The sequence below is a fragment of the Curtobacterium sp. MCLR17_034 genome (assembly GCF_003234485.1).
GTDB lineage: Bacteria > Actinomycetota > Actinomycetes > Actinomycetales > Microbacteriaceae > Curtobacterium > Curtobacterium flaccumfaciens.
Window position 1 is genome coordinate 7884 of sequence record NZ_QKTH01000004.1, and the last position, 18795, is coordinate 26678.

General features: G+C 72.5%; 20 protein-coding genes and 1 riboswitch. Of the genes, 9 read left to right on the forward strand and 11 right to left on the reverse strand.

Annotation, left to right across the window (positions count from 1 at the left end; genetic code table 11):
- Positions 1-200: 200 nt before the first annotated feature.
- Positions 201-680, reverse strand: a complete 480-nt coding sequence (locus DEI98_RS06015; protein ID WP_111100214.1) for an NUDIX domain-containing protein — start codon at positions 678-680, stop codon at positions 201-203.
- Between the two features lie 60 nt (positions 681-740).
- Here DEI98_RS06015 and nagB point away from each other — a divergent pair, with 60 nt between their 5' ends.
- Positions 741-1526 (forward strand): glucosamine-6-phosphate deaminase, encoded by a 786-nt coding sequence (gene nagB, locus DEI98_RS06020; protein ID WP_071404694.1) that lies wholly within the window; start codon positions 741-743, stop codon positions 1524-1526.
- A gap of 15 nt (positions 1527-1541) precedes the next feature.
- Here nagB and DEI98_RS06025 read toward each other — a convergent pair whose 3' ends face one another.
- Both DEI98_RS06025 and DEI98_RS06030 read right to left on the reverse strand, forming a co-directional pair.
- Positions 1542-2717 (reverse strand): MalY/PatB family protein, encoded by a 1176-nt coding sequence (locus tag DEI98_RS06025; protein WP_111100215.1) that lies wholly within the window; start codon positions 2715-2717, stop codon positions 1542-1544.
- Between the two features lie 44 nt (positions 2718-2761).
- Positions 2762-3334: a TetR/AcrR family transcriptional regulator gene (locus tag DEI98_RS06030; RefSeq protein WP_111100216.1), complete on the reverse strand. Its 573-nt coding sequence runs from the start codon at positions 3332-3334 to the stop codon at positions 2762-2764.
- 77 nt (positions 3335-3411) lie between these two features.
- On the opposite strand from DEI98_RS06030, the gene DEI98_RS06035 reads away from it, so the two are divergent.
- From DEI98_RS06035 to DEI98_RS06055, 5 genes are all read left to right on the forward strand, one after another.
- Positions 3412-4302: an SDR family NAD(P)-dependent oxidoreductase gene (locus tag DEI98_RS06035; protein WP_111100217.1), complete on the forward strand. Its 891-nt coding sequence runs from the start codon at positions 3412-3414 to the stop codon at positions 4300-4302.
- 97 nt (positions 4303-4399) lie between these two features.
- Complete coding sequence (locus DEI98_RS06040) at positions 4400-6847, forward strand: GH92 family glycosyl hydrolase (protein ID WP_258370751.1); 2448 nt, start codon at positions 4400-4402, stop codon at positions 6845-6847.
- A 67-nt stretch (positions 6848-6914) separates the two neighbouring features.
- Positions 6915-7193 (forward strand): hypothetical protein, encoded by a 279-nt coding sequence (locus DEI98_RS06045; protein ID WP_110863139.1) that lies wholly within the window; start codon positions 6915-6917, stop codon positions 7191-7193.
- On the forward strand, positions 7190-9061 hold the full coding sequence (locus DEI98_RS06050; RefSeq protein WP_111100219.1) for an alpha/beta hydrolase: 1872 nt from the start codon (positions 7190-7192) through the stop codon (positions 9059-9061). Before DEI98_RS06045 ends, DEI98_RS06050 begins: the two co-directional genes overlap by 4 nt.
- Positions 9045-9608 (forward strand): hypothetical protein, encoded by a 564-nt coding sequence (locus DEI98_RS06055; RefSeq protein ID WP_258370752.1) that lies wholly within the window; start codon positions 9045-9047, stop codon positions 9606-9608. The genes DEI98_RS06050 and DEI98_RS06055 overlap by 17 nt, the downstream gene beginning before the upstream one ends.
- Positions 9609-9642: 34 nt before the next feature.
- Here DEI98_RS06055 and nagA read toward each other — a convergent pair whose 3' ends face one another.
- The 6 genes from nagA to DEI98_RS06085 all read right to left on the reverse strand — a co-directional run bounded on the left by nagA (position 9643) and on the right by DEI98_RS06085 (position 14591).
- Positions 9643-10809 carry an N-acetylglucosamine-6-phosphate deacetylase gene (gene nagA / locus DEI98_RS06060; protein WP_111100221.1) on the reverse strand — a complete coding sequence of 389 codons (1167 nt, stop codon included), beginning with the start codon at positions 10807-10809 and terminating at the stop codon, positions 9643-9645.
- Positions 10806-11213: a YrdB family protein gene (locus DEI98_RS06065; protein ID WP_084740750.1), complete on the reverse strand. Its 408-nt coding sequence runs from the start codon at positions 11211-11213 to the stop codon at positions 10806-10808. The genes nagA and DEI98_RS06065 overlap by 4 nt, the downstream gene beginning before the upstream one ends.
- Before the next feature lie 8 nt (positions 11214-11221).
- A complete protein-coding gene (purU, locus tag DEI98_RS06070; protein WP_110861849.1) occupies positions 11222-12082 on the reverse strand; it encodes a formyltetrahydrofolate deformylase in 861 nt (286 codons plus the stop codon).
- Between the two features lie 97 nt (positions 12083-12179).
- On the reverse strand, positions 12180-13535 hold the full coding sequence (locus DEI98_RS06075; protein ID WP_220037070.1) for an MFS transporter: 1356 nt from the start codon (positions 13533-13535) through the stop codon (positions 12180-12182).
- A gap of 109 nt (positions 13536-13644) precedes the next feature.
- A complete protein-coding gene (locus DEI98_RS06080) occupies positions 13645-14079 on the reverse strand; it encodes a MarR family winged helix-turn-helix transcriptional regulator (protein WP_071404703.1) in 435 nt (144 codons plus the stop codon).
- A gap of 56 nt (positions 14080-14135) precedes the next feature.
- A complete protein-coding gene (locus DEI98_RS06085; RefSeq protein ID WP_111100222.1) occupies positions 14136-14591 on the reverse strand; it encodes a MarR family winged helix-turn-helix transcriptional regulator in 456 nt (151 codons plus the stop codon).
- Positions 14592-14666: 75 nt separating this feature from the next.
- Here DEI98_RS06085 and DEI98_RS06090 point away from each other — a divergent pair, with 75 nt between their 5' ends.
- The gene (locus tag DEI98_RS06090) at positions 14667-15539 is read left to right on the forward strand and encodes an NAD(P)H-binding protein (protein ID WP_111100223.1); all 873 of its coding nucleotides are present in this window, start codon (positions 14667-14669) and stop codon (positions 15537-15539) included.
- A 43-nt stretch (positions 15540-15582) separates the two neighbouring features.
- Here DEI98_RS06090 and DEI98_RS06095 read toward each other — a convergent pair whose 3' ends face one another.
- Together DEI98_RS06095 and clpS are read right to left on the reverse strand one after the other, a co-directional pair.
- Complete coding sequence (locus DEI98_RS06095) at positions 15583-16056, reverse strand: DUF2017 family protein (RefSeq protein ID WP_111100224.1); 474 nt, start codon at positions 16054-16056, stop codon at positions 15583-15585.
- Complete coding sequence (gene clpS / locus DEI98_RS06100) at positions 16053-16358, reverse strand: ATP-dependent Clp protease adapter ClpS (protein ID WP_071404706.1); 306 nt, start codon at positions 16356-16358, stop codon at positions 16053-16055. Before clpS ends, DEI98_RS06095 begins: the two co-directional genes overlap by 4 nt.
- A gap of 38 nt (positions 16359-16396) precedes the next feature.
- Positions 16397-16481, forward strand: a riboswitch (ZMP/ZTP riboswitch).
- A gap of 96 nt (positions 16482-16577) precedes the next feature.
- Here clpS and glyA point away from each other — a divergent pair.
- Both glyA and DEI98_RS06110 read left to right on the forward strand, forming a co-directional pair.
- Positions 16578-17855, forward strand: coding sequence for a serine hydroxymethyltransferase (gene glyA, locus DEI98_RS06105; protein ID WP_111024151.1), 1278 nt, complete (start codon positions 16578-16580; stop codon positions 17853-17855).
- Entirely contained in the window at positions 17852-18787 is a 936-nt protein-coding gene (locus DEI98_RS06110) for a tetrahydrofolate dehydrogenase/cyclohydrolase catalytic domain-containing protein (RefSeq protein WP_111100225.1), read from the forward strand. Before glyA ends, DEI98_RS06110 begins: the two co-directional genes overlap by 4 nt.
- Positions 18788-18795 lie beyond the last annotated feature (8 nt).

Consider the following 18795-nt stretch of genomic DNA (forward strand, 5'->3'; position numbering starts at 1 on the left):
GGGGGGGGGGCCCGCCCGGGTAGCCCCCCCCCCCCCCCCGCGAAAGCGACAGATCGCGCTCGCGACCGCGCTCACCGTCGCGAAAGCGACAGATGGGCGCGGATGCTTCGCGGACTTCTGTCGCTTTGGCGGGGTGGGCGCGACCGACGGCGGACGGGAGGCCCGTGGCGGCCTGGCACCGCGCCTCCAGACCGGTGGGGTCAGCGCTGGAAGCGCGCCTCGCGCTCGTCGGCCAGCCCGGCCTCGACGCGTGCCCGCATGTTCTCCGACATGTCGGGCAGGGCGTCGAGCCGAGCCCAGAACGCCTCGGTGTTCTCGCCGTCGGCGGGGTTCGGCGTCCCGGAGACGTACCGGCAGGCGAAGACCAGGTCGAGGTACTGCGACCGGTCGCTGTTCGGGTAGGTCATCTCGGGCAGCACCTGCACCCAGGCCAGGCGTTCGGCAACGGCGACGACGTCGGCTTCCTCCAGGACCTCGCGTTCGGCGGCGACGGCGGGTTCCTCGCCCGGGTCGACGATCCCGGTGACCGGCGTGTACGCGCCCGTGTCGGCACGCCGCACCACGAGCAGTTCGCGATCGGCGCCGGAGCCGCGGGTCACGATGGCGCTCACGCCCGACAGCCAGAGCGGCGCCGTGCCGATCTTCTCGCGCAGGGACAGGACGAAGTCGGGGGTCGGCATGCCTCCACGCTACCCACACGACCCCTGTCGCAGACTGGTCATGACCAGTAGGCTTGCCGCGTGGAGATCATCATCCTGCCCACGCCGGACGAGGTCGGTCGCGTCGCCGCGGCCAAGATCGCGTCCGTCGTCGCCAAGAAGCCGTCCGCCGTCATCGGTCTCGCCACCGGATCCAGCCCGCAGGGCATCTACACCGACCTGCAGCGCCGGGTGCAGGCTGGCGAGATCTCGTTCGCCGAGGCTCGTGGGTTCGCCCTCGACGAGTACGTCGGCATCCCGCTCGAGCACCCCGAGTCGTACGCGGCCGTGATCGCCCGCGACGTGGTGGCACCGCTCGGATTCGACGCCTCGCGCGTGCGGGTGCCGGACGGCCGTGCCGCCGACCTGGAGTTCGCGGCCAAGGAGTACGACGCCGCGATCCGTGCCGCGGGCGGGATCGACGTGCAGATCCTCGGCATCGGGGCCAACGGCCACATCGGGTTCAACGAGCCGACGTCGTCGTTCGCCTCGCGCACCCGCATCAAGACCCTCGCGCCGTCCACCCGTGACGCCAACGCGCGCTTCTTCGACTCGCCCGAGCAGGTCCCGACGCACTGCATGACGCAGGGGCTCGGCACCATCCTCGAGGCCCGCGAGCTCGTCCTCGTCGCCCAGGGTTCGTCGAAGGCGGCCGCCGTCGCCGCGGCGATCGAGGGGCCGCTCAGCTCCTTCGTGCCCGGTTCGGCCCTGCAACTGCACGAGCACGCGACCGTCGTCGTCGACGAGGAAGCCGCCGCCGGGCTGCAGCTCGCCGACTACTACCGCTACACGTACGCGAACAAGCCGGCCTGGCAGCGGTTCGAGTAGGCGTCTGGCTCGGGGTCACGCCCTGGCGGCTGCGGCGAGGCGGCTGAGTCCTTCGTCGAGGGTCTCCGCCGAGCAGCCGAAGTTCAGCCGCGCGAAGCCCCGGCCCTGCCGTCCGAACGCCGGGCCGGAGCCGAGTGCCACCTTCGCCCGGTCGACGAGCTCCGCCGCGGGGTCGTCGCCCCACGGCAGCGCGCGCAGGTCGAGCCACGCCAGGTACGACGCCTGCGGCTGCCGGTACTCGGCGCCGGGCAGCACGTCGCCGATCCGCTCGGCCAGGGCACGCCGGTTCGCCGCGAGCTCGGTGAGCAGCGACGCCAGCCACGGCCCGCCCTCGCTGAAGGCCGCGACGCTCGCCGTGTAGCCGAGGATGCCGGTGCGCTCGACGACCTCGGTCGGCAGTCCGTCGAACCAGGCGCGGGCCCGCTCCGAGGCGCCGATCATCATCGCGCACTTCGTGCCGGCGAGGTTCCAGGCCTTGCTCGCACTCGTCAGGGCGACGCCGAGCGACGCGGCCTCGGGGCAGGACTCCAGGAACGGCGTGAACACCGCGTCGGCGTGCACGAGCGGCGCGTGGATCTCGTCGGACACCACGACGGCGCCCCACTCGGCGGCCAGCTTCGCGAGTGCGACGAGCGACGAGCGGTCGTGCACCAGGCCGAGGGGGTTGTGCGGGTTGCAGAGCAGCACCGTGCGGGCTCCGTCGGCGAACGCCTGTGCGACGCCGTCGAGGTCCATCCGCCAGCCGGCCGTGGTGTCGAAGGGGTCGGCCGGGCCTGCGGGGGCGAGCAGCGGGACCTCGGTGACGGTGCCGCCGGCCTCGGACACGTACTCCCAGAACGGCGGGTACACGGGCGGCATGATGACGACCTGGTCGCCCGGCTCGATGACCCGGCGCAGCACCTCGACCGCCGCGACCGACACGTCCGTGGTGGTGCGGACCAGGTCGGGGTCGACCCGCCATGCCCACCGGCTCTCGGCGAAGTCGGCGAACGCCTCGGGCAGGGCCCGTCCGTGCCCGACGTACCCGGTGTCGCCGTTCGTCACCGCCGTGACCAGGGCGTCGCGGATCGGTTCGGCGAGCATGCTGTCCATCTCGGCGACGAACATGGGGAGCACGTCCGGCGGGTAGGCCGTGTACTTCTCGCTCGTGCGGGACCGGTACGCATCGAAGACGGACACCATGACGCTCATGCGCCCATCCTGACAGCGAGGCACGCAGGGCGCGAGGGTGGTGGTCAGGCCGGGCGGAGGCCCGCCAGCAGCACCTCGACGTAGCGCTCGGGGTCGTGCACCCGGGAGCCACCCGCCACGGCGGCCACCCGCATCCCGCACAGCAGCCGTCGCAGGTCGTCCGCGTCGACATCGGCACGCACGAGCCCCTCGGCCCGTGCCCGTGCGAGCAACGCGTCGACGGACTCGACCAGGTCGCCCGCGAGCGCCGCGGTGTCGGCGCACGAGAACCCGCCGTTCGTCAGGAGGTCGCCGAGGGCCGCGTCGTCGACCATGCTCCGGAACGCAGCCGTCACGACCCCCCGGAGCGCGTCCACCGCGTCGGGCAGCGCGACGGCGACACGGACGAGGTCGAGCATGTCCTCGAGCGCGTCGATCGCGAGCGCCTCGAGCAGGTGCTGCTGCGACGGGAAGTGCCGGTAGGCGGTCCCGACACCCATGCCGGCCTCGTGCGCGACGGCGTTGAGGAGCGGCTGCTCGCCCCGCTCGAGGAACGACCGGGCGACGTCCAGCAGCGCGGTCCGGTTGCGTTGCGCATCGGAGCGCAGCGCTTCGGGTCGGGCCATCGCGATCGTCATACGGACACTCTATCCGCTTGTGCTAGCGTTCCGGATGGATCATCCGATTCCAGACGACGAGTGAGCAGGAGACGACCATGGACACCTTCGAGTGGGAACCGTCCGCGATGCCCGACCAGCGCGGCCGGACCGTGGTGGTCACCGGCGCGACCGGCGGACTCGGGCTGGTGGTCGCGACCCGACTCGCAGCCGCCGGAGCACGCGTCATCGCGGCGGTCCGCAACCCCGACAAGGCGGCTCGCGTCCTGCCCGTCGGCCTGGAGGCGCGGGTCGTCGACACCGCGTCGGTCGCGTCGGTCACGGCGTTCGCCCGGCAGCTCGTGGCGGACGGCATCGTCGTGGACGCCCTCGTCAACAACGCCGGCGCGACGCTGGGCGCGTTCGGGTTGACCGACGAGGGCATCGAACGCACCTGGGCCACCAACGTCGTCGGGCCGGCCGTGCTCGCCGACGCGATGCTCCCGGTGCTCGGCGGACCGTCGCCCCGGGTCGTCCTCGTCGGGTCGAACCTGTCGCAGCGCACCCGCCGCGTGCCCGCACCGGGCGGGGCCGACGATCCGAGCGACTACTCGCAGCTCGCCGTGTACACCGACTCGAAGACGGCGGCGACGGCGCTCGCGGTCGACCTCGGTGAGCGGCTCCGCGCGGCCGGCTCGGACGTCCGCTCGGTCATCGCACACCCCGGCATCGCGGCGACGGGGATGAACGACCAGGCCGAGACCCTCGCGCAGCGCCTCGGCGGCATGATCGCCCGCAGCATGGCCCGGACCGCGGAGGACGGCGCTCGCTCGACGCTCTGGTCGGCCACCGCGCCGGACGTCGCCGAGGGGGTGTTCGTCGGGCCGGCGCTGCGTCGGGGTGACCGGCGACTGCACGTCGTGCCCGTCCGCGGGGCTGCCGCGGATCCGGTGTTCCGGCAGCGGGTCCGCACCTTCGTCGACGAGGTCGCCGCCCGCACCGTCGTCTGACCGAGGCCGGGCCCGACGCCGAACCCGACGTGAACAGCGGGAGAGCGCTCGGTGACGCAGGCGGCGTCCCCCGTCCGAGGGGGCTAGCGTCGCCGATGTGAACCGATCTCGCGTGCACCGTCGCCCGCTCGTCCGTCCGCTCCCGCTCGCCGCGGTGGCCACGATCGCCGCACTGCTGGGCACGGCGATCGTCGCCGCGCCGGCCGTGGCCTCGCCGTCGACGCAGGCCGGGCGCACCGTCAGCGATCCCGCGCGGTACGTCGACCCCTTCATCGGCACGAGCAACAACGGCAACACCTGGCCGGGTGCCACGGCGCCGTTCGGCATGATGCAGTGGAGTCCCACGGGCACCGCGGGCGACCAGACGTCGACCCCGGTCGCGAACGGCTACTCGTACGACGTGAACCGGCTGCGCGGCTTCAGCCTGACGCACCTGAACGGTGCCGGGTGTGCTCCCGGGGCTGCCGGTGACGTGCCGATCATGCCGGTCACGACCCCGGTCACGACCTCGCCGTCGGCCGACTCGAAGGACGCCGTCTACGCCGCCGGGTACTCCCACGACCAGGAGTCCGCCAGCCCCGGCCGCTACGGCGTCACGCTCGACAACGGCGTCCGCACCGACCTGGCCGTGACCACCCGTGCCGGCGTCGGCGCCTTCACGTTCCCGGCCGGCAAGGACGCGAACCTGCTCTTCCGCACGTCGAACTCGATCAACGGCAGCGAGGCCGCGATGACCCGCGTCGACCCCCGCACCCGCACGGTCAGCGGCAGCGTCCTGACCGGCGGCTTCTGCAGCCGCCGCGCGAACGGCGGCGGCGCCACCAACCCGGACCGCCGCAGCTACTACCGCCTCTACTTCACCGCGACCTTCGACACGGCGTTCGCGAGCACCGGCACCTGGAAGGACGGCACGGTCCAGCCCGGAGGCACGTCCTCCTCCGGTGGGGAGGGCTACCTGACCGGCGCCGACCGCGCCGGACGCGGCTCCGGCGCGTGGGTCGGGTTCGATGCGCGTCGCGGAGCGACGGTGCAGGCGAAGATCGGCATCTCGTACGTGAGTGCGGCCGGGGCGGTCGCGAACCGTGACGGCGAGGTGACCAAGCGCTCGACCGTCGCCAGCGTGGCGGCCGGCACACGGGCCTCCTGGAACCGTGAACTGTCGCGCCTGCGCGTCGGTGGCGGCACGGCGGACCGCACCACCCAGCTGTACACGTCCGTGTACCACGCGCTCATGCAGCCGAACACGCTGAACGACCGCGACGGTCGTTACCTCGGGCCCGACCTGCGGGTGCACCGGATGGACCGCGGACACCGGGCCGTCTACGGCACGTACTCCGGGTGGGACCAGTACCGGGCGCAGATCCAGCTGCTGGCCTTGCTGCGGCCGGACGTCGCCGGGGACATGGCGCAGTCGATGCTGCGGTTCGCCGAGCAGAACGGCGGCGTGTGGGACCGGTGGCTGCACCTCGGAGCGCCGACGCACGTGATGACCGGAGACCCCTCGGCCGCGACGCTCGCAACCTGGTACGCCATGGGCGTCCGGAACTTCGACGTCCGGGCCGCCTACGCCTCGCTCAAGCGCCAGGCGACGGTCGAGAACGCGGACGCCGAGAGCGACATCGGGTGCCCGGGGCAGTGCCTGGCGCAGCGGCCCGCACTCGACGAGTACCTGGAGCGCCAGTACGCGGCGAACGACGACTGCTCCTGCTGGGGTGGTGCGGCCGAGACCCTCGAGGACTCGATCTCCGACAGCGCGCTCGGGTACTGGGCCGGTTCCCTCGGGCTGCGGTCGGACGCCCGGATGTTCGCGGAGCGGGGGACCTACTGGAAGAACACCTTCAACGCCGCCGTCGGCTACCAGGCCGCTCGTCAGGCCGACGGGTCGTGGACGCCCGACTGGTCGCCCTCGACCGGCACCGGGTTCGCACAGGGCACCAGCGCGCAGTACACCTGGCTCGTGCCGCAGGACGTGCAGGGGCTGTCGAGCGCGCTCGGCGGTGACGACGCCGCAACCGCGCGGCTCGACGACTTCTTCCACGACAGCACCGGTGCGTTCGCGGTTACGGGTGGCGACGCCACGAAGTTCGACCCGACGAACGAGCCCGACATCCACACGCCGTGGATGTACAACGCGCTCGGCAAGCCCTGGAAGACGCAGGAGACCGTGCGGCAGGTCGTGGACGACGCCTACTCGACCGGCCCAGGCGGCCTGCCGGGCAACGACGACCTCGGCACGATGAGCGCCTGGTACGTCTTCGCCTCGATCGGCCTGTTCCCGCAGACGCCCGGGCGAGCGGAGATGCTCATCGGCAGCCCGACGTTCAGCACGGTCGACATCCGGCGGTCGAGCGGCGAGCGGATCGTCATCCGGTCCTCGGGGACCGAGCCGTACGTGCAGGGCGCCCGGTTGAACGGGTGGACGCACGAGCGGTCCTGGGTGCCGGCGTCGTTCGTGACGCGGGGCGGCACGTTGTCCCTGCGGGTCGGGGATACGGCGGACACGTCGTGGGCGAGTGGCCAGCGGGGGCGCCCGGTCGACCGCTGAACACTGCTTGACACATCGTACTTCAGCGGTGATATGTTGACCTCCTCGGGGAACACGAGGGGGCACCATGGGGGATCTGACGGTCGACCTGCCGACGATGCAGGCGGTCGCACGAGCGGCGGGGCAGGCGGTCACCGACCTCCGCTCTGAGCGCCCGTTGTCCGGTTCGGACGGCGGTACGTTCGGCTCGGGGGCGGTCGAGTCCGCGTTCGTCGCGTCGGCCAGGGCGCACGACGCGATGATCCGGTCCCTCGGTGACGACGCGGACACGCTGCGCGAGTACGTGACCGCCGCCGCCGAAGCGGTCCTGCGTGCGGATGCCGACCTCGCCCGGCGGGTCCGGTGAGCGCGGACCCCGTCGCGGGCGACCCGGACGGCATCCAGCGGATCGCCCGTCGGCACGACGACCACTCGGACGCGGTCCGTGACGGCGCCCGGCACGTGCTCGTCGCCGCGGAGCACGCGGCGTCCGGCTGGGCGGGGCGGGCGCAACAGCGGTTCCTCGTGACGGCGGCGGCGATGCCGGCGAGTGCCCAGCGCGTCGCGGCGCGGCTGGACGCGGCGTCGGCCGCACTCGCCACCTACGCACGCCAGGTGCGGGAGATCCAGGACGACGCCGCGAGCCTGCAGACGACCCGGCGGAACACCGCGGACGACATCGCGGCCAACCAGCGGGCGATCCGCGATGCCACCGTGGTGGCGTCCGGACCGGATGCGGTCGAGTCGGACCGTGCGCTCCTGCAGCAGCTGGAGCGCAGCGGCGAGTGGTTGGCAGCGCTGGACGCTCGGCTGACGACGCAGTGGGACGAGCTCGTCGCCCGCCGAGCCGCAGCCGACCGAGCGGCGGCCTCCGCGCTCGAGGACCGGTCGGTGCTCGGCAAGCTGGTCTCCGCCACGGTCGTGTCCGCGATGAGCGACGGGCAGTTCCTCACCTGGCTCGGCACCCTCGACCCGGAGACCGTCGCCGCGCTCGGTGACGACGCACGGGTCGCCGAGCGGCTCGCCGGACTCGACCCTGCGCAGGTGGCCGGGTGGTGGCAGGCGATGTCGGGCGTCGACGGTGTGCCGTCCACGGTCCAGCGGGCGTTCGTCGCGGCGATGCCGGCGGTCATCGGCAACCTGAACGGTGTCGCCTCCTGGGCGCGGGCACGGGCGAACACGACGGTGTTGGCTGACCGGCTCGCACACGCCCGCAAGCAGGTCCGCCACTGGCGAGGGCGGCACGACGCCGCCCGGAACCCGGCCGAAGCGGCGACGGCACGGGAGCAGCTGCTCGTCTGGGAGCGGCAGCGCGACGCCTACCGGAACATCCAGGACACCCTCGCCACGACACCGGTCTCGCTGGTGGCACTCGTCGACGACCGTCCCCCGCTCGCGCAGGTCGTCGCGGGTGACCTCGACCGTGCCACGCACGTCAGCGTCATCGTGCCGGGCATGAACACCGCGACGTACCAGGACGGCACGGTGCAGGACTACAGCGCGATCGCCCGCGGGATGCGTCGTGAGGAGGCTCGTGTGGCTGGCATCCGCCGCAGTGACATCGCCGTCGTGTCCTGGATCGGCTACCACCCGCCGATGGCCGACGACCCGTCGTTCCGGACCGTCCTGGCGGAAGACCGAGCGCGAGCGGGCGCCGAGCGACTCGTCGCCGACCTCGACGGGTTCCACGCGGCACGAGCGGCTGCCGGGCGGGACGCCGACCTGACCGTCATGGGGCACTCCTACGGCACGACCGTGGCGACCATCGCCCTGACGAAGACCCACGCCGACCACGTGGTGCTGCTCGGCTCGGCCGGTGTGACGGACGCCGTACCGAACGCGTCCGCGCTGCACGTGCCCGAGGGGCAGGTCTTCGCCAGCCAGGGCGCGAAGGACGGCTGGGCCGTCACCGGGCAGAACCTGTCCGGTCGGCGTGACCCGACCGAGTCCACGTGGGACGCGCACGCGTTCAGCTCCGAGACCGAGGGCCGTGGGCCGGACACCCTGCACGGCGTCACCCGCCACGGGCCGTACGACGGCGATGACGACGACGGCCGGTACTCGTACTTCGACGACGGGACCACCGCCCAGCACAACGCTGCACGAGCGGCGATGGGACACGGGGACGAGATCCCCGAGCGGGGCGGACCCTTCGACCGGATGCGGCAGCAGACCAAGGACGACTGGCTCATGTACGGCTGGCAGACCGGGGGCACCGGTGACCCGACGCTCTGAGCCGTGGGGCGCCTCACTCGCCGGAGCCCTGGTGGTCACCGCACTCCTGACCGGGTGCACCGGCGCCTCCCCGGACTCCCCGATCCAGAAGGACACGTCGATGAACGTCGAACAGTCGCACCAGGACGTCCTGGACATCTTCGCCGCCGTGCGCTCGGTCGTCGGGCAGGACGGTTGGGGTGACGAGGACCCCGGGTGGAACCTCTGCGGAAGTGATGGCGAGGACGCTGCGCAGTACACCTACGCGAGCACTCGGCGGCTCCCGCTTCCTGGTACAGCGGATCAGGTTGCCGAGGGGGTCACACGGGCCCTCGCGGCGATCGGGTACGAGGGTGCGCGTGTTCAGCACGACACGGAACTCACGCCGGAGCGGACGGTCATCAGCTACCCGAAGGGGTACCTCGGTGGGACAGCAGCAGACGGGTTCGCCATCTTCTTCCAGGCGTTCGATTCGTACGCGGACGTCACCATCGACGGGCACTGCGTCCCGGGCCGGGCCCCACGGTTCGGTGAGCCCCTCAACCCCCGCCCGACCGACCTGCCGTGACGTGCCCGGGCGAGCCGTCTGCGCCGTGCGCGCTTCAGCGCAGCTCGCGCCCGCCGCCCCAGACGCGCTCGACCTCGAGCGACGGCGACAGCGCCACGAGGTCCGCGGCGAACCCCGGCGCCAGCCGACCCACGCGGTCGCCGAGCCCCAGCGCGCCGGCCGGCACGCTCGTCAGCGCCGCCACGGCCTCGGGCAGGGTCCGCCCGGCCAGCGAGACCGCGTTGCGGAGCGCCACGTCCTGCGTCAGCGTCGACCCCGCGATGGTCTCCGTCCCCGCGACGTGTGCGACGCCGTCGGTCACCGTGACGTCGAGCGACCCGAGCCGGTACGAGCCGTCCGCAGCGCCGGCGGCACCCATCGCATCGGTGATCAGCGCCACCCGCCCCGGCGTCGCCCGGAAGAGCGTGTCCGCCACGACCGGGTGCACGTGGACGGCGTCCAGGATGAGTTCGAGCGTCACGCGGTCGTCCGACACGGCGGCGCCGATCGGCCCCGGTGCGCGGTGGTGCAGCCCGGGCATCGCGTTGCAGGCGTGGGTCAGGATCGTCGCGCCGGCGTCGAACGCGGCTCGGGCCTGGTCGTACGTGCCGACCGTGTGGCCGACGGCGACCGTGACGCCGGCGTCGACGAAGCGGCGGACGGCGTCGAGCGCTCCGGGCAGCTCGGGCGCGATCGTGACCTGGCGGATGACGCCCTCGCCCGCTTCGAGCAGGGCGTCGACCGCGGCGGGGGTCGGCTCGATCAGGAACGACTCGTTGTGGGCGCCCTTGTTGTGCGGGGACAGGAACGGTCCCTCCAGGTGCACGCCGAGCACGAGCGGGTCGGTCGCCATCACGGCGCGGACGTGGGCCAGCGACGCCGCGAGGGCGGGGACCGGGTTCGCGACGAGCGACAGGACGGAGCGGGTCGTGCCGTGCGAACGGTGCATCGCGAGCGAACGGTCGAACGAGTCGTCCTCGTACGCTTCGGTCGCCCCACCGTGCCCGTGCAGGTCCACGAAGCCGGGCGTCAGGACCGCGTCGCCCAGGTCGACGACCCGGTCGGCCGCGGGGGCCTCGGGGCCGGAGCCGGTCGCGTGGATCGTGTCGCCGACGACCAGGACCCAGCCGTCGGCCGTGGTGCCGGCCGCGTCGACGACGCGGGCTGCACGGACCAGCGTGCGCTGGGCCTCCTGGCCGGTCTGGAGGCCCGTGGTGCTCATGCGGTCTCCTTGCGGAATGCGATCACGCCGCTCAGGGCGGCGATCACGATGAAGACGATCCCGACGACCGGGTGGCCGATTGAGATCCAGGTCGCGCCTGCGGCGACGACCAGGGCGACCTCGACGATGGTCTTGCCGACGATGTCCGTCTCGATCGGGGAGCGCGGCGATCGGAAGAAGTACCAGACGACCGCGGCGAACAGGGGAGCCCCGACCATGAACAGGTAGCCGGGGAGCGGGAGCTGCCACGACCAGTAGCCCCAGAAGGCCAGGGACAGCAGGCCGAACACCATCACGGCGATCCGCAGGATCATCCAGGCCTCGAACCGCCGACGCGGCTGCCGGACGGCTGCCGGGTCGGGGACCGATTCCCAGTCGACGGGGGACTGCGGGGCGTTGGTCATGGTGCTGCCTACTTGAAGATGATGGTGCGGGCGCCGTCGAGCAGGACGCGGTCCTCCGCGATCCAGCGCACCGCCTGGGTGAGCGTGCGGGACTCCTCGTCCTGCCCGATGGACACCAGCTCTGCCGGTTCCTTGGTGTGGTCGACGCGGACGACGTTCTGCTCGATGATCGGGCCCTCGTCGAGGTCGCTCGTCACGAAGTGCGCGGTCGCACCGATGAGCTTCACCCCGCGGGCATGCGCCTGCCGGTACGGGTTCGCGCCCTTGAAGCCGGGCAGGAACGAGTGGTGGATGTTCACGGCACGCCCCTCGAGTGCGGCGCAGAGTTCGGGCGACAGGATCTGCATGTAGCGGGCGAGGACGACGAGCTCGATGTCGTGCTCCTCCACCGCCTGCAGCACGCGCCGCTCCATCTGCTCCTTCGACTCGGCGTCGGTGACGGGGCGGTGCTCGAACGGCACGGAGTAGAACGCGGCGAGCTCGGACAGGTCCGCGTGGTTCGACAGCACGAGGGGGACCTCGATCGGCAGCTGTCCGCCGCGCTGCCGGTAGAGCAGGTCGTTCAGGCAGTGGCCCGCCTTCGACACGAGCACGAGGGTGCGCAGCGGACGACCGACGACGTCGAGCTGGACGCGGGCGTCGTAGCGGGCGGCGACGGGGGCGAGTGCTGCCTCGAAGGCGGCGCGGTCCACCGGCGCCATCACCTGCAGGCGCATGAAGAACGTGTTCGTGTCGGCGCTGGAGAACTGCTGCGACTCGGTGATGTTGCCCTGGGCGGCGACGATCGCTCCGGAGACGGCGTGCACGATCCCGGGCTGGTCGTCGCAGACGAGCGTCAGGGTCCAGTGCGTGGGGGTCGGGTCGGTCACCGGATCAGGGTACCGGCCGCGGGGGAGGTGCTTCGTGAGCAGGAATGGTCGAGTGCGCCGCGGCGACTCGACCATTCCTGCTCACGAAGCGTCAGCGTCAGGCGCCGGCGCCGGCACCGGCGTCGGCGCGGGCGTCAGCGTCCCGCAAGCGCCGGTCGGCCAGGGTCAGCACGGTCAGGAGCACCGCGACGCCGAGGATCACCCACGCCAGCACGTGCAGGTCCGGCGTCGTCGGGGCCTGGCCGAACACGCCACCGATGAGCGAGGACGCCGCGATCGCCCCGATGTACACCGCGGTGCGCGACAGCCCGGCCGCGGTGCCGATGTACTCCGCGGGGACGAGCCGGTACAGCGCCGCCTGGTTCGACACCGACGCCAGGGCCTGCGGCACCCCGAACAGCGCCGGGGTCAGGGCGAGCAGGACGACGGGCGAACCGGTGTGCAGGAAGAGCAGGAGCACACCGCCGAGGATCGGCACCAGCGCGGCGACGACGAGCGGCCCGCGGATCGCGGTCTTCCGTGCGACGACGAACGAGGCCACCCCGGCGACGATCGCGGCCGGCAGCTGGATGTACCCGGTGACGTCGCTCGGGTAGCCCGCGACGTCCTGCACCCACTGCGAGAACCCGTAGGTCATCGTGTAGGCGAGCAGGTACGTCAGGAACAGGCGGCCGTACGTGCGCGACAACGCGCCGTTCCGGGCGAGCAGCCGCACGTCGACGAACGGTCGCACGGCCCGGAGCTCCCACGCCACCAGGGCGACGAGCAGCACGACGGCCACCGCGAGCAGCCACCACAGCCCGGCGGACAGGTCGAGCAGGAAGACGAGCAGCGCCGAGACGGTCACGGTCATCAGCACCATGCCGAGCGGGTCGAGCGCCTGCAGCACCGGCAGGTCGGCGTCGTCGCGCGGACGCAGCCGGTCGGACGGCAGCCAGAGCGTCGCCACGACGATGCCGAACACCGCGAGCGGCACGTTCACCAGGAAGATCGCGTGCCAGCCGAACGCGGCGATGAGCGCCCCGCCGAGCGGTGGGCCGGCGGCGGCGGACACGAGCGACGTGATCGACAGCGCCCCGAGCACGAGCGGCGGCGTCGGCTTCCCGATCCGAGCGGAGTGCTGCCGGAGCGTGGTGAGTGCCGCCGGGTAGGCCGACGACGTCCCGATGCCGATGAGCACCCGGGCGAAAACGGCGCCGCCGAACCCGGTCAGCACCTCGGGCACCACCCCGGCGATCCCGACGATGACGAGCCCGGTCAGGAACACCTTCTTCGGGCCGAACCGGTCGGCGAGCTTGCCCATCGTGGGCTGCGCGATCGCACTCGCCAGGTACAGGGCCGCGACGAGCCAGATCGCCTGCGCCGCACCGATGCCCAGGTCGCGGGAGATCGGGGTGAGGGCGACCGACACCATCGTGGTGTTGATCGGGTTGAGCAGGGGCCCGACGAGCACCGGGATGAGGAGCTTCGGACCGAAGCCGCTGCCCGTGGTGGTGTCGGCGGTGGTGGTGGTGGACGTGAGAGCGCTTCTTCCGGTTGCAGGACTGGGCGAGGGGTGCGGGTCAGGGATCGACGATCGGCCCGAGCAGGTCCATCGCCCGCGCGACGACGCGGCGGTCCGCCTCGGGCAGGGTCGCGAGCCGCTCGGCGAGCTCGTGGTTCCGCGCGGCCCAGGCGGTCTGGCGCGCGTCCCGACCGGCCGCCGTCGCGCTGACGATCGCCCGCCGGCCGTCCGTCGGGTCGGCCTGCCGCTCGGCCAGGCCGAGGTCGACCAGGGCCTGGACGGTCGCGCCCATCGACTGCGGTCGGACACCCTCGGCTCGCGCCAGGTCGGCGATGGTGGCCGGCCCGTGCCGCAGCAGGCGTCCGAGGGCGGCGGTCTGCGACGCCGTGACGTCGTCCGACTTCGAGGCCAGCAACGACCGCCGCAGTCGTCCGTGCATCGTCAGCACGGCGTCGGCCAGGTCGGTCGGGTCGGTCTCCGGTGCGTCGGTCACGCCCCGGAGGCTAGTCCGTCACCAGCCAACCTTGCAAGTTTGCCTTCTGATATCGCTCAGGGAACGGCGGACCCGTCGTCGCCCGCGTCCGGCTCGAGCAGCGGGAGCAGGGTCGCCGAGATCGCTTCCGCACCGTCGCCGAACCACGCGTTGCTCGCCCGGACGATCGGGTGGGCGCGTGCCAGCAGCGCCTCGCCCTGGTCGGTCAGCCGCATCCGGGAGGACCGTCCCCGGCCAGGTGCGGCGCCCCGCTCCACGAGTCCCCGCGTCGAGAGCCCCCCGACGAGCGTCGTCATGCTCTGCGGTCGGACGCCGACGGCCCGCGCCAGGTCGGCCTGGCTGAGCTCGCCCGCCGCCGCGAGCTGGATGAGCGCCCCGAACTCCACGGGCGTCAACCCGAGCGGCGCCAGCTCGGCTGCGAGCCGGCGGGAGAGCGTCCGTGCGGCCCGGATCACCGTCCAGGCCACGATGCCGTCGACGTCGTCGCGCGGGGCTGGGAGTTCCTGGGGCACGGGGCGATCGTACCGGCGTACGTTCTGGTATCAGGAAACTGATACCAGAACGGGTCAGCGGGACGAGGAGCAGACATGGGCGAGATCGTGGCGGTCACCGGCGTGACCGGGGACGTCGGGGGCAAGACTACGGAGCTGCTGCGGGCGGCCGGGGTGACGGTGCGTGCCGTGGTCCGACGGCCCGAACAGGTCGACGCGCTCCGGGCGCGGGGCATCGACGGACGTCTGGCCGACCTGGACGACGAGGACGCGCTCACCGCGGCGCTCGAGGGGGTCGACCGGTTCTTCCTCGTGACGCCGGTCAGCCAGCGGCAGCGCGAGCAGGGCACCACCGGGGTCCGTGCGGCGCAGCGGGCCGGGGTCGGCCGGATCGTGCAGCTGTCGGGCGGGGACGCCGCCGAGCACTCCCCGATGTCGTGGGCGAGTGCCGCCTGGCACATCGACCGGCTGGTGCGCGAGAGCGGGCTGGCGTGGACGATCCTGCACCCCTCGTCGTTCATGACGAACGTGCAGCCCTCGGCGCCGGCGATCCGACGGGGGTGGTTCCCGCACACCACGGGCCGCGGGGTGATCGGCTGGATCGACACCGAGGACATCGCCCGGACCGCCGCCCGGGTGTTGACGGAGGACGGCCACGACGGCACCGAACCGGTGCTCACCGGGCCGGACCTGCTCGACGCGCGGGGTGTCGCCGCCGCGCTCACCGCAGGGCTCGGCCGACCCGTGCGCGCCCTGCACCTGCCGAGCCGGGTCTACGCCGGTGTGCTGCGCCTGAGCGGGGTGCCCGCCTGGCAGGCCGAGGGGCTCCGGCAGCAGTTCGGCCGGGTCGTCCGACTCGGCCTCGACGGCGTCGACGTGATGAGCGACGACGTCCGACGCATCACCGGCACCGCACCCCGGAGCCTGACCGACTGGGCGCGAGCCCACCGCGCCGACCTGCTGGGGTGACCCGTCGCGCCGGAGGTGACCCGGGCCTCCAGGCCGTGGGCAGTCAGCGCGACGTGAGCGTGACGACCAGGTGCTCCTGCACGTAGCCGAGCCAGTCGTAGACGTCGCGCAGGCCGACGCCCGCGTCGGCCTCGACCGAGCGCTCCTCGTCGTCGGCGTCCTCGATGCCCAGCCGGTCGGCGATCGTCAGCCGCAGGTCGGTGAGGGTACGGAGCCACGCCTGCTCGTCCTCGGCGTCGAGCGAACCGTCGCGGCTGCCCGTCAGCCAGTCGTGCACGATCGAGGCGTTCGTCGTCTTCTGCGTGAGCAGGTCGGACTGCGTGTACTTCCGGAACTCCGCGCTCGCCTCGTCGTCGCCGGGGTAGGCGTCCGGGAACATCCGCTCGCTGATCGGGTCCGTGGACAGGTCGCCGCCGAGCACCTGCTGCAGCTGCTCGGTGAGCGAGGCGAGCAGGTCGCGCTCGCCGGAGGACAGGCCGAGGTGGACGCCGTCGGCGCGGCGGACGAACGGGATCACGCTTCGGGAGCCTTGTCGACGGTCGCCTGCAGCCCGTAGCCGTGCATGGACTGCACGTGGGCCTCCATCGACTCACGCGGGCCCGTCGCCACGATCGCCCGGCCGTCGTCGTTGACCTGGTGCATGAGCCGCTCGGCCTGCTCGCGTGAGAACCCGAAGTGCCGCTGGAAGACGTAGGTGACGTACGACATCAGGTTCACCGGGTCGTCCCACACCACCGTGACCCACGGGGTGTCCGCCCGCGCACTGGTCCGTTCGTCCGTGGTGGTCCGTTCGTCCACGTCGGGCGAGAGCAGCGTCATGCATCCAGGGTGACACAGGGTGCGGTGGCTCGGTACGATCGTCAGGTCGCGACTGGCGTTGGATGGGTCACCATCGGGGAGCGACAAAGACACGGTGCGCGGCCGTACGCCTGGGCTGCACCGACCGACCGTCCGAGTGCGACCAGCTGGTCGTCCGCACACCGTAGGAGTCCCGTGTCCATTGCCGATCTGCCCCCGTTCGTCTCTGACTCGGCCGAGGTGGCCGAGCAGGCCGCCGCCCGCGCCGCGTTCAACGCCCCGCTCACCGAGGTCGACCCCGAGATCGCCGCCGTCCTGCAGCAGGAGCTCGGCCGCCAGCGCGACACCCTCGAGATGATCGCTTCCGAGAACTTCGTGCCGCGCGCCGTGCTCGAGTCGCAGGGCTCCGTGCTCACCAACAAGTACGCCGAGGGCTACCCGGGCAAGCGCTACTACGGCGGCTGCGAGTACGTCGACGTCGCCGAGCAGCTCGCCATCGACCGTGCCAAGGCGCTCTTCGGTGCCGAGTACGCGAACGTGCAGCCGCACTCCGGCGCGACGGCGAACGCGGCCGTCCTGCACGCCATCGCCTCGGCCGGCGACACCATCCTCGGCCTCGAACTCGCCCACGGCGGTCACCTGACCCACGGCATGAAGCTCAACTTCTCGGGCCGCATCTACAACGCCGTGGCGTACGGCGTCGACCCCGAGACGTTCGAGGTCGACTACGAGGACATCCGCGCCAAGGCCATCGAGCACCAGCCGAAGGTCCTGATCGCCGGTTGGTCCGCCTACCCGCGCCAGCTCGACTTCGCGAAGTTCCGCGAGATCGCGGACGAGGTCGGTGCGAAGCTCTGGGTCGACATGGCGCACTTCGCCGGCCTCGTCGCAGCCGGTCTGCACCCGTCCCCGGTGCCGCACGCGCACGTCGTCTCGTCGACGGTCCACAAGACCCTCGGCGGCCCCCGCTCGGGCATCATCCTGTCGAACGACGAGACCCTGTTCAAGAAGCTGAACTCCGCGGTCTTCCCCGGCCAGCAGGGCGGCCCGCTCATGCACGTGATCGCCGCGAAGGCCACCGCGTTCCTGCTCGCCGGCACCCCGGAGTTCAAGGACCGTCAGGAGCGCACGATCCGCGGCGCCCAGGCCCTCGCCGCCCGTCTGACCGCCGACGACGCCAAGGCCGCGGGCATCGACGTGCTCACCGGCGGCACCGACGTGCACCTGGTGCTCGTCGACCTGCGCGCGTCCGAGGTCGACGGCAAGCAGGCCGAAGACCTGCTGCACGAGGTCGGCATCACCGTGAACCGCAACTCCGTGCCCTTCGACCCGCGCCCGCCGATGGTCACCTCGGGTGTCCGCATCGGCACCTCGGCGCTGGCGACCCGTGGCTTCGGCGACGCCGAGTTCACCGAGGTGGCCGACATCATCGCGCTGACCCTCATGCCGAACCCGGACGTCGCAGCGCTCTCGGCCCGCGTGAAGGTCCTGACCGACGCGTTCCCGCTCTACGCGTGAGCGGTTCGGTCAGCGCGGCGCTCCCGCGCGAGCTCTGGGCCGGTGCGGGCAGTGCCGTCCGCATCGACGGCACCGCCCTCGCTGCCCGGACGCTCGACGTACTCCGGGGCCGGATCGACCGCCTGCACGAGCACGGCATCCGTCCGGGCCTCGGCACGATCATGGTCGGCTCGAACCCCGGCTCGATGTCCTACGTCGCGGGCAAGCACCGCGACTCGGCGTCGATCGGGCTCGACTCGCACCGCATCGACCTGCCCGAGACGGCGTCCGCTGCCGACATCCGGGCCGCGATCCTGCAGATGAACGACGACCCCCGGGTCACCGCGTTCATCGTGCAGCTCCCGCTGCCGCAGGGCATCGACCCGACGCCGATGCTCGAGCTGATGGACCCGGCGAAGGACGCCGACGGCCTGCACCCGACGAACCTCGGCGAGCTGGTGCTCGCCGTGCCCGGTGGTGCCGGCACGATCGACGCACCGCTGCCGTGCACCCCTCGGGGCATCGTCGCGATGCTCGACGCGTACGAGATCCCGATCCGTGGTGCGCACGTCACGATCATCGGGCAGGGGCTGACCGTCGGACGGCCGCTCGGCCTGCTGCTCACGCGGCTCGAGGCGACCGCGACCCTGACGCACTCGCTGACCGCCGACGTCGCCGCGGAGTGCCGTCGTGCCGACATCATCGTCGCCGCGGCCGGGGTCGCCGGGCTCGTCAAGCCGGACTGGGTCCAGCCCGGTGCCGCCGTCATCGACGTGGGGATCACCCGCGTGGTCAACGAGGAGACCGGCAAGGCGAAGCTGCACGGCGACGTCGACCCCGCGGTCGCGTCGGTCGCGGGCTTCCTGTCGCCCACCCCCGGTGGCGTCGGGCCGATGACCCGCGCGATGCTCATGAAGAACGTCGTCGAGGCCGCCGAGCGCCAGCTGTCGTAGGGCGCGGG

What these genes read in the sequence shown, in the direction of transcription:
- DEI98_RS06015 (WP_111100214.1), bottom strand. Translation starts at nt 680, where the DNA reads ATGCCGACCCCCGACTTCGTCCTGTCCCTGCGCGAGAAGATCGGCACG.
- DEI98_RS06025 (WP_111100215.1), bottom strand. Translation starts at nt 2,717, where the DNA reads ATGAGCGTCATGGTGTCCGTCTTCGATGCGTACCGGTCCCGCACGAGC.
- DEI98_RS06030 (WP_111100216.1), bottom strand. Translation starts at nt 3,334, where the DNA reads ATGACGATCGCGATGGCCCGACCCGAAGCGCTGCGCTCCGATGCGCAA.
- DEI98_RS06035 (WP_111100217.1), top strand. Translation starts at nt 3,412, where the DNA reads ATGGACACCTTCGAGTGGGAACCGTCCGCGATGCCCGACCAGCGCGGC.
- DEI98_RS06045 (WP_110863139.1), top strand. Translation starts at nt 6,915, where the DNA reads ATGGGGGATCTGACGGTCGACCTGCCGACGATGCAGGCGGTCGCACGA.
- nagA (WP_111100221.1), bottom strand. Translation starts at nt 10,809, where the DNA reads ATGAGCACCACGGGCCTCCAGACCGGCCAGGAGGCCCAGCGCACGCTG.
- DEI98_RS06065 (WP_084740750.1), bottom strand. Translation starts at nt 11,213, where the DNA reads ATGACCAACGCCCCGCAGTCCCCCGTCGACTGGGAATCGGTCCCCGAC.
- DEI98_RS06090 (WP_111100223.1), top strand. Translation starts at nt 14,667, where the DNA reads ATGGGCGAGATCGTGGCGGTCACCGGCGTGACCGGGGACGTCGGGGGC.
- clpS (WP_071404706.1), bottom strand. Translation starts at nt 16,358, where the DNA reads ATGACGCTGCTCTCGCCCGACGTGGACGAACGGACCACCACGGACGAA.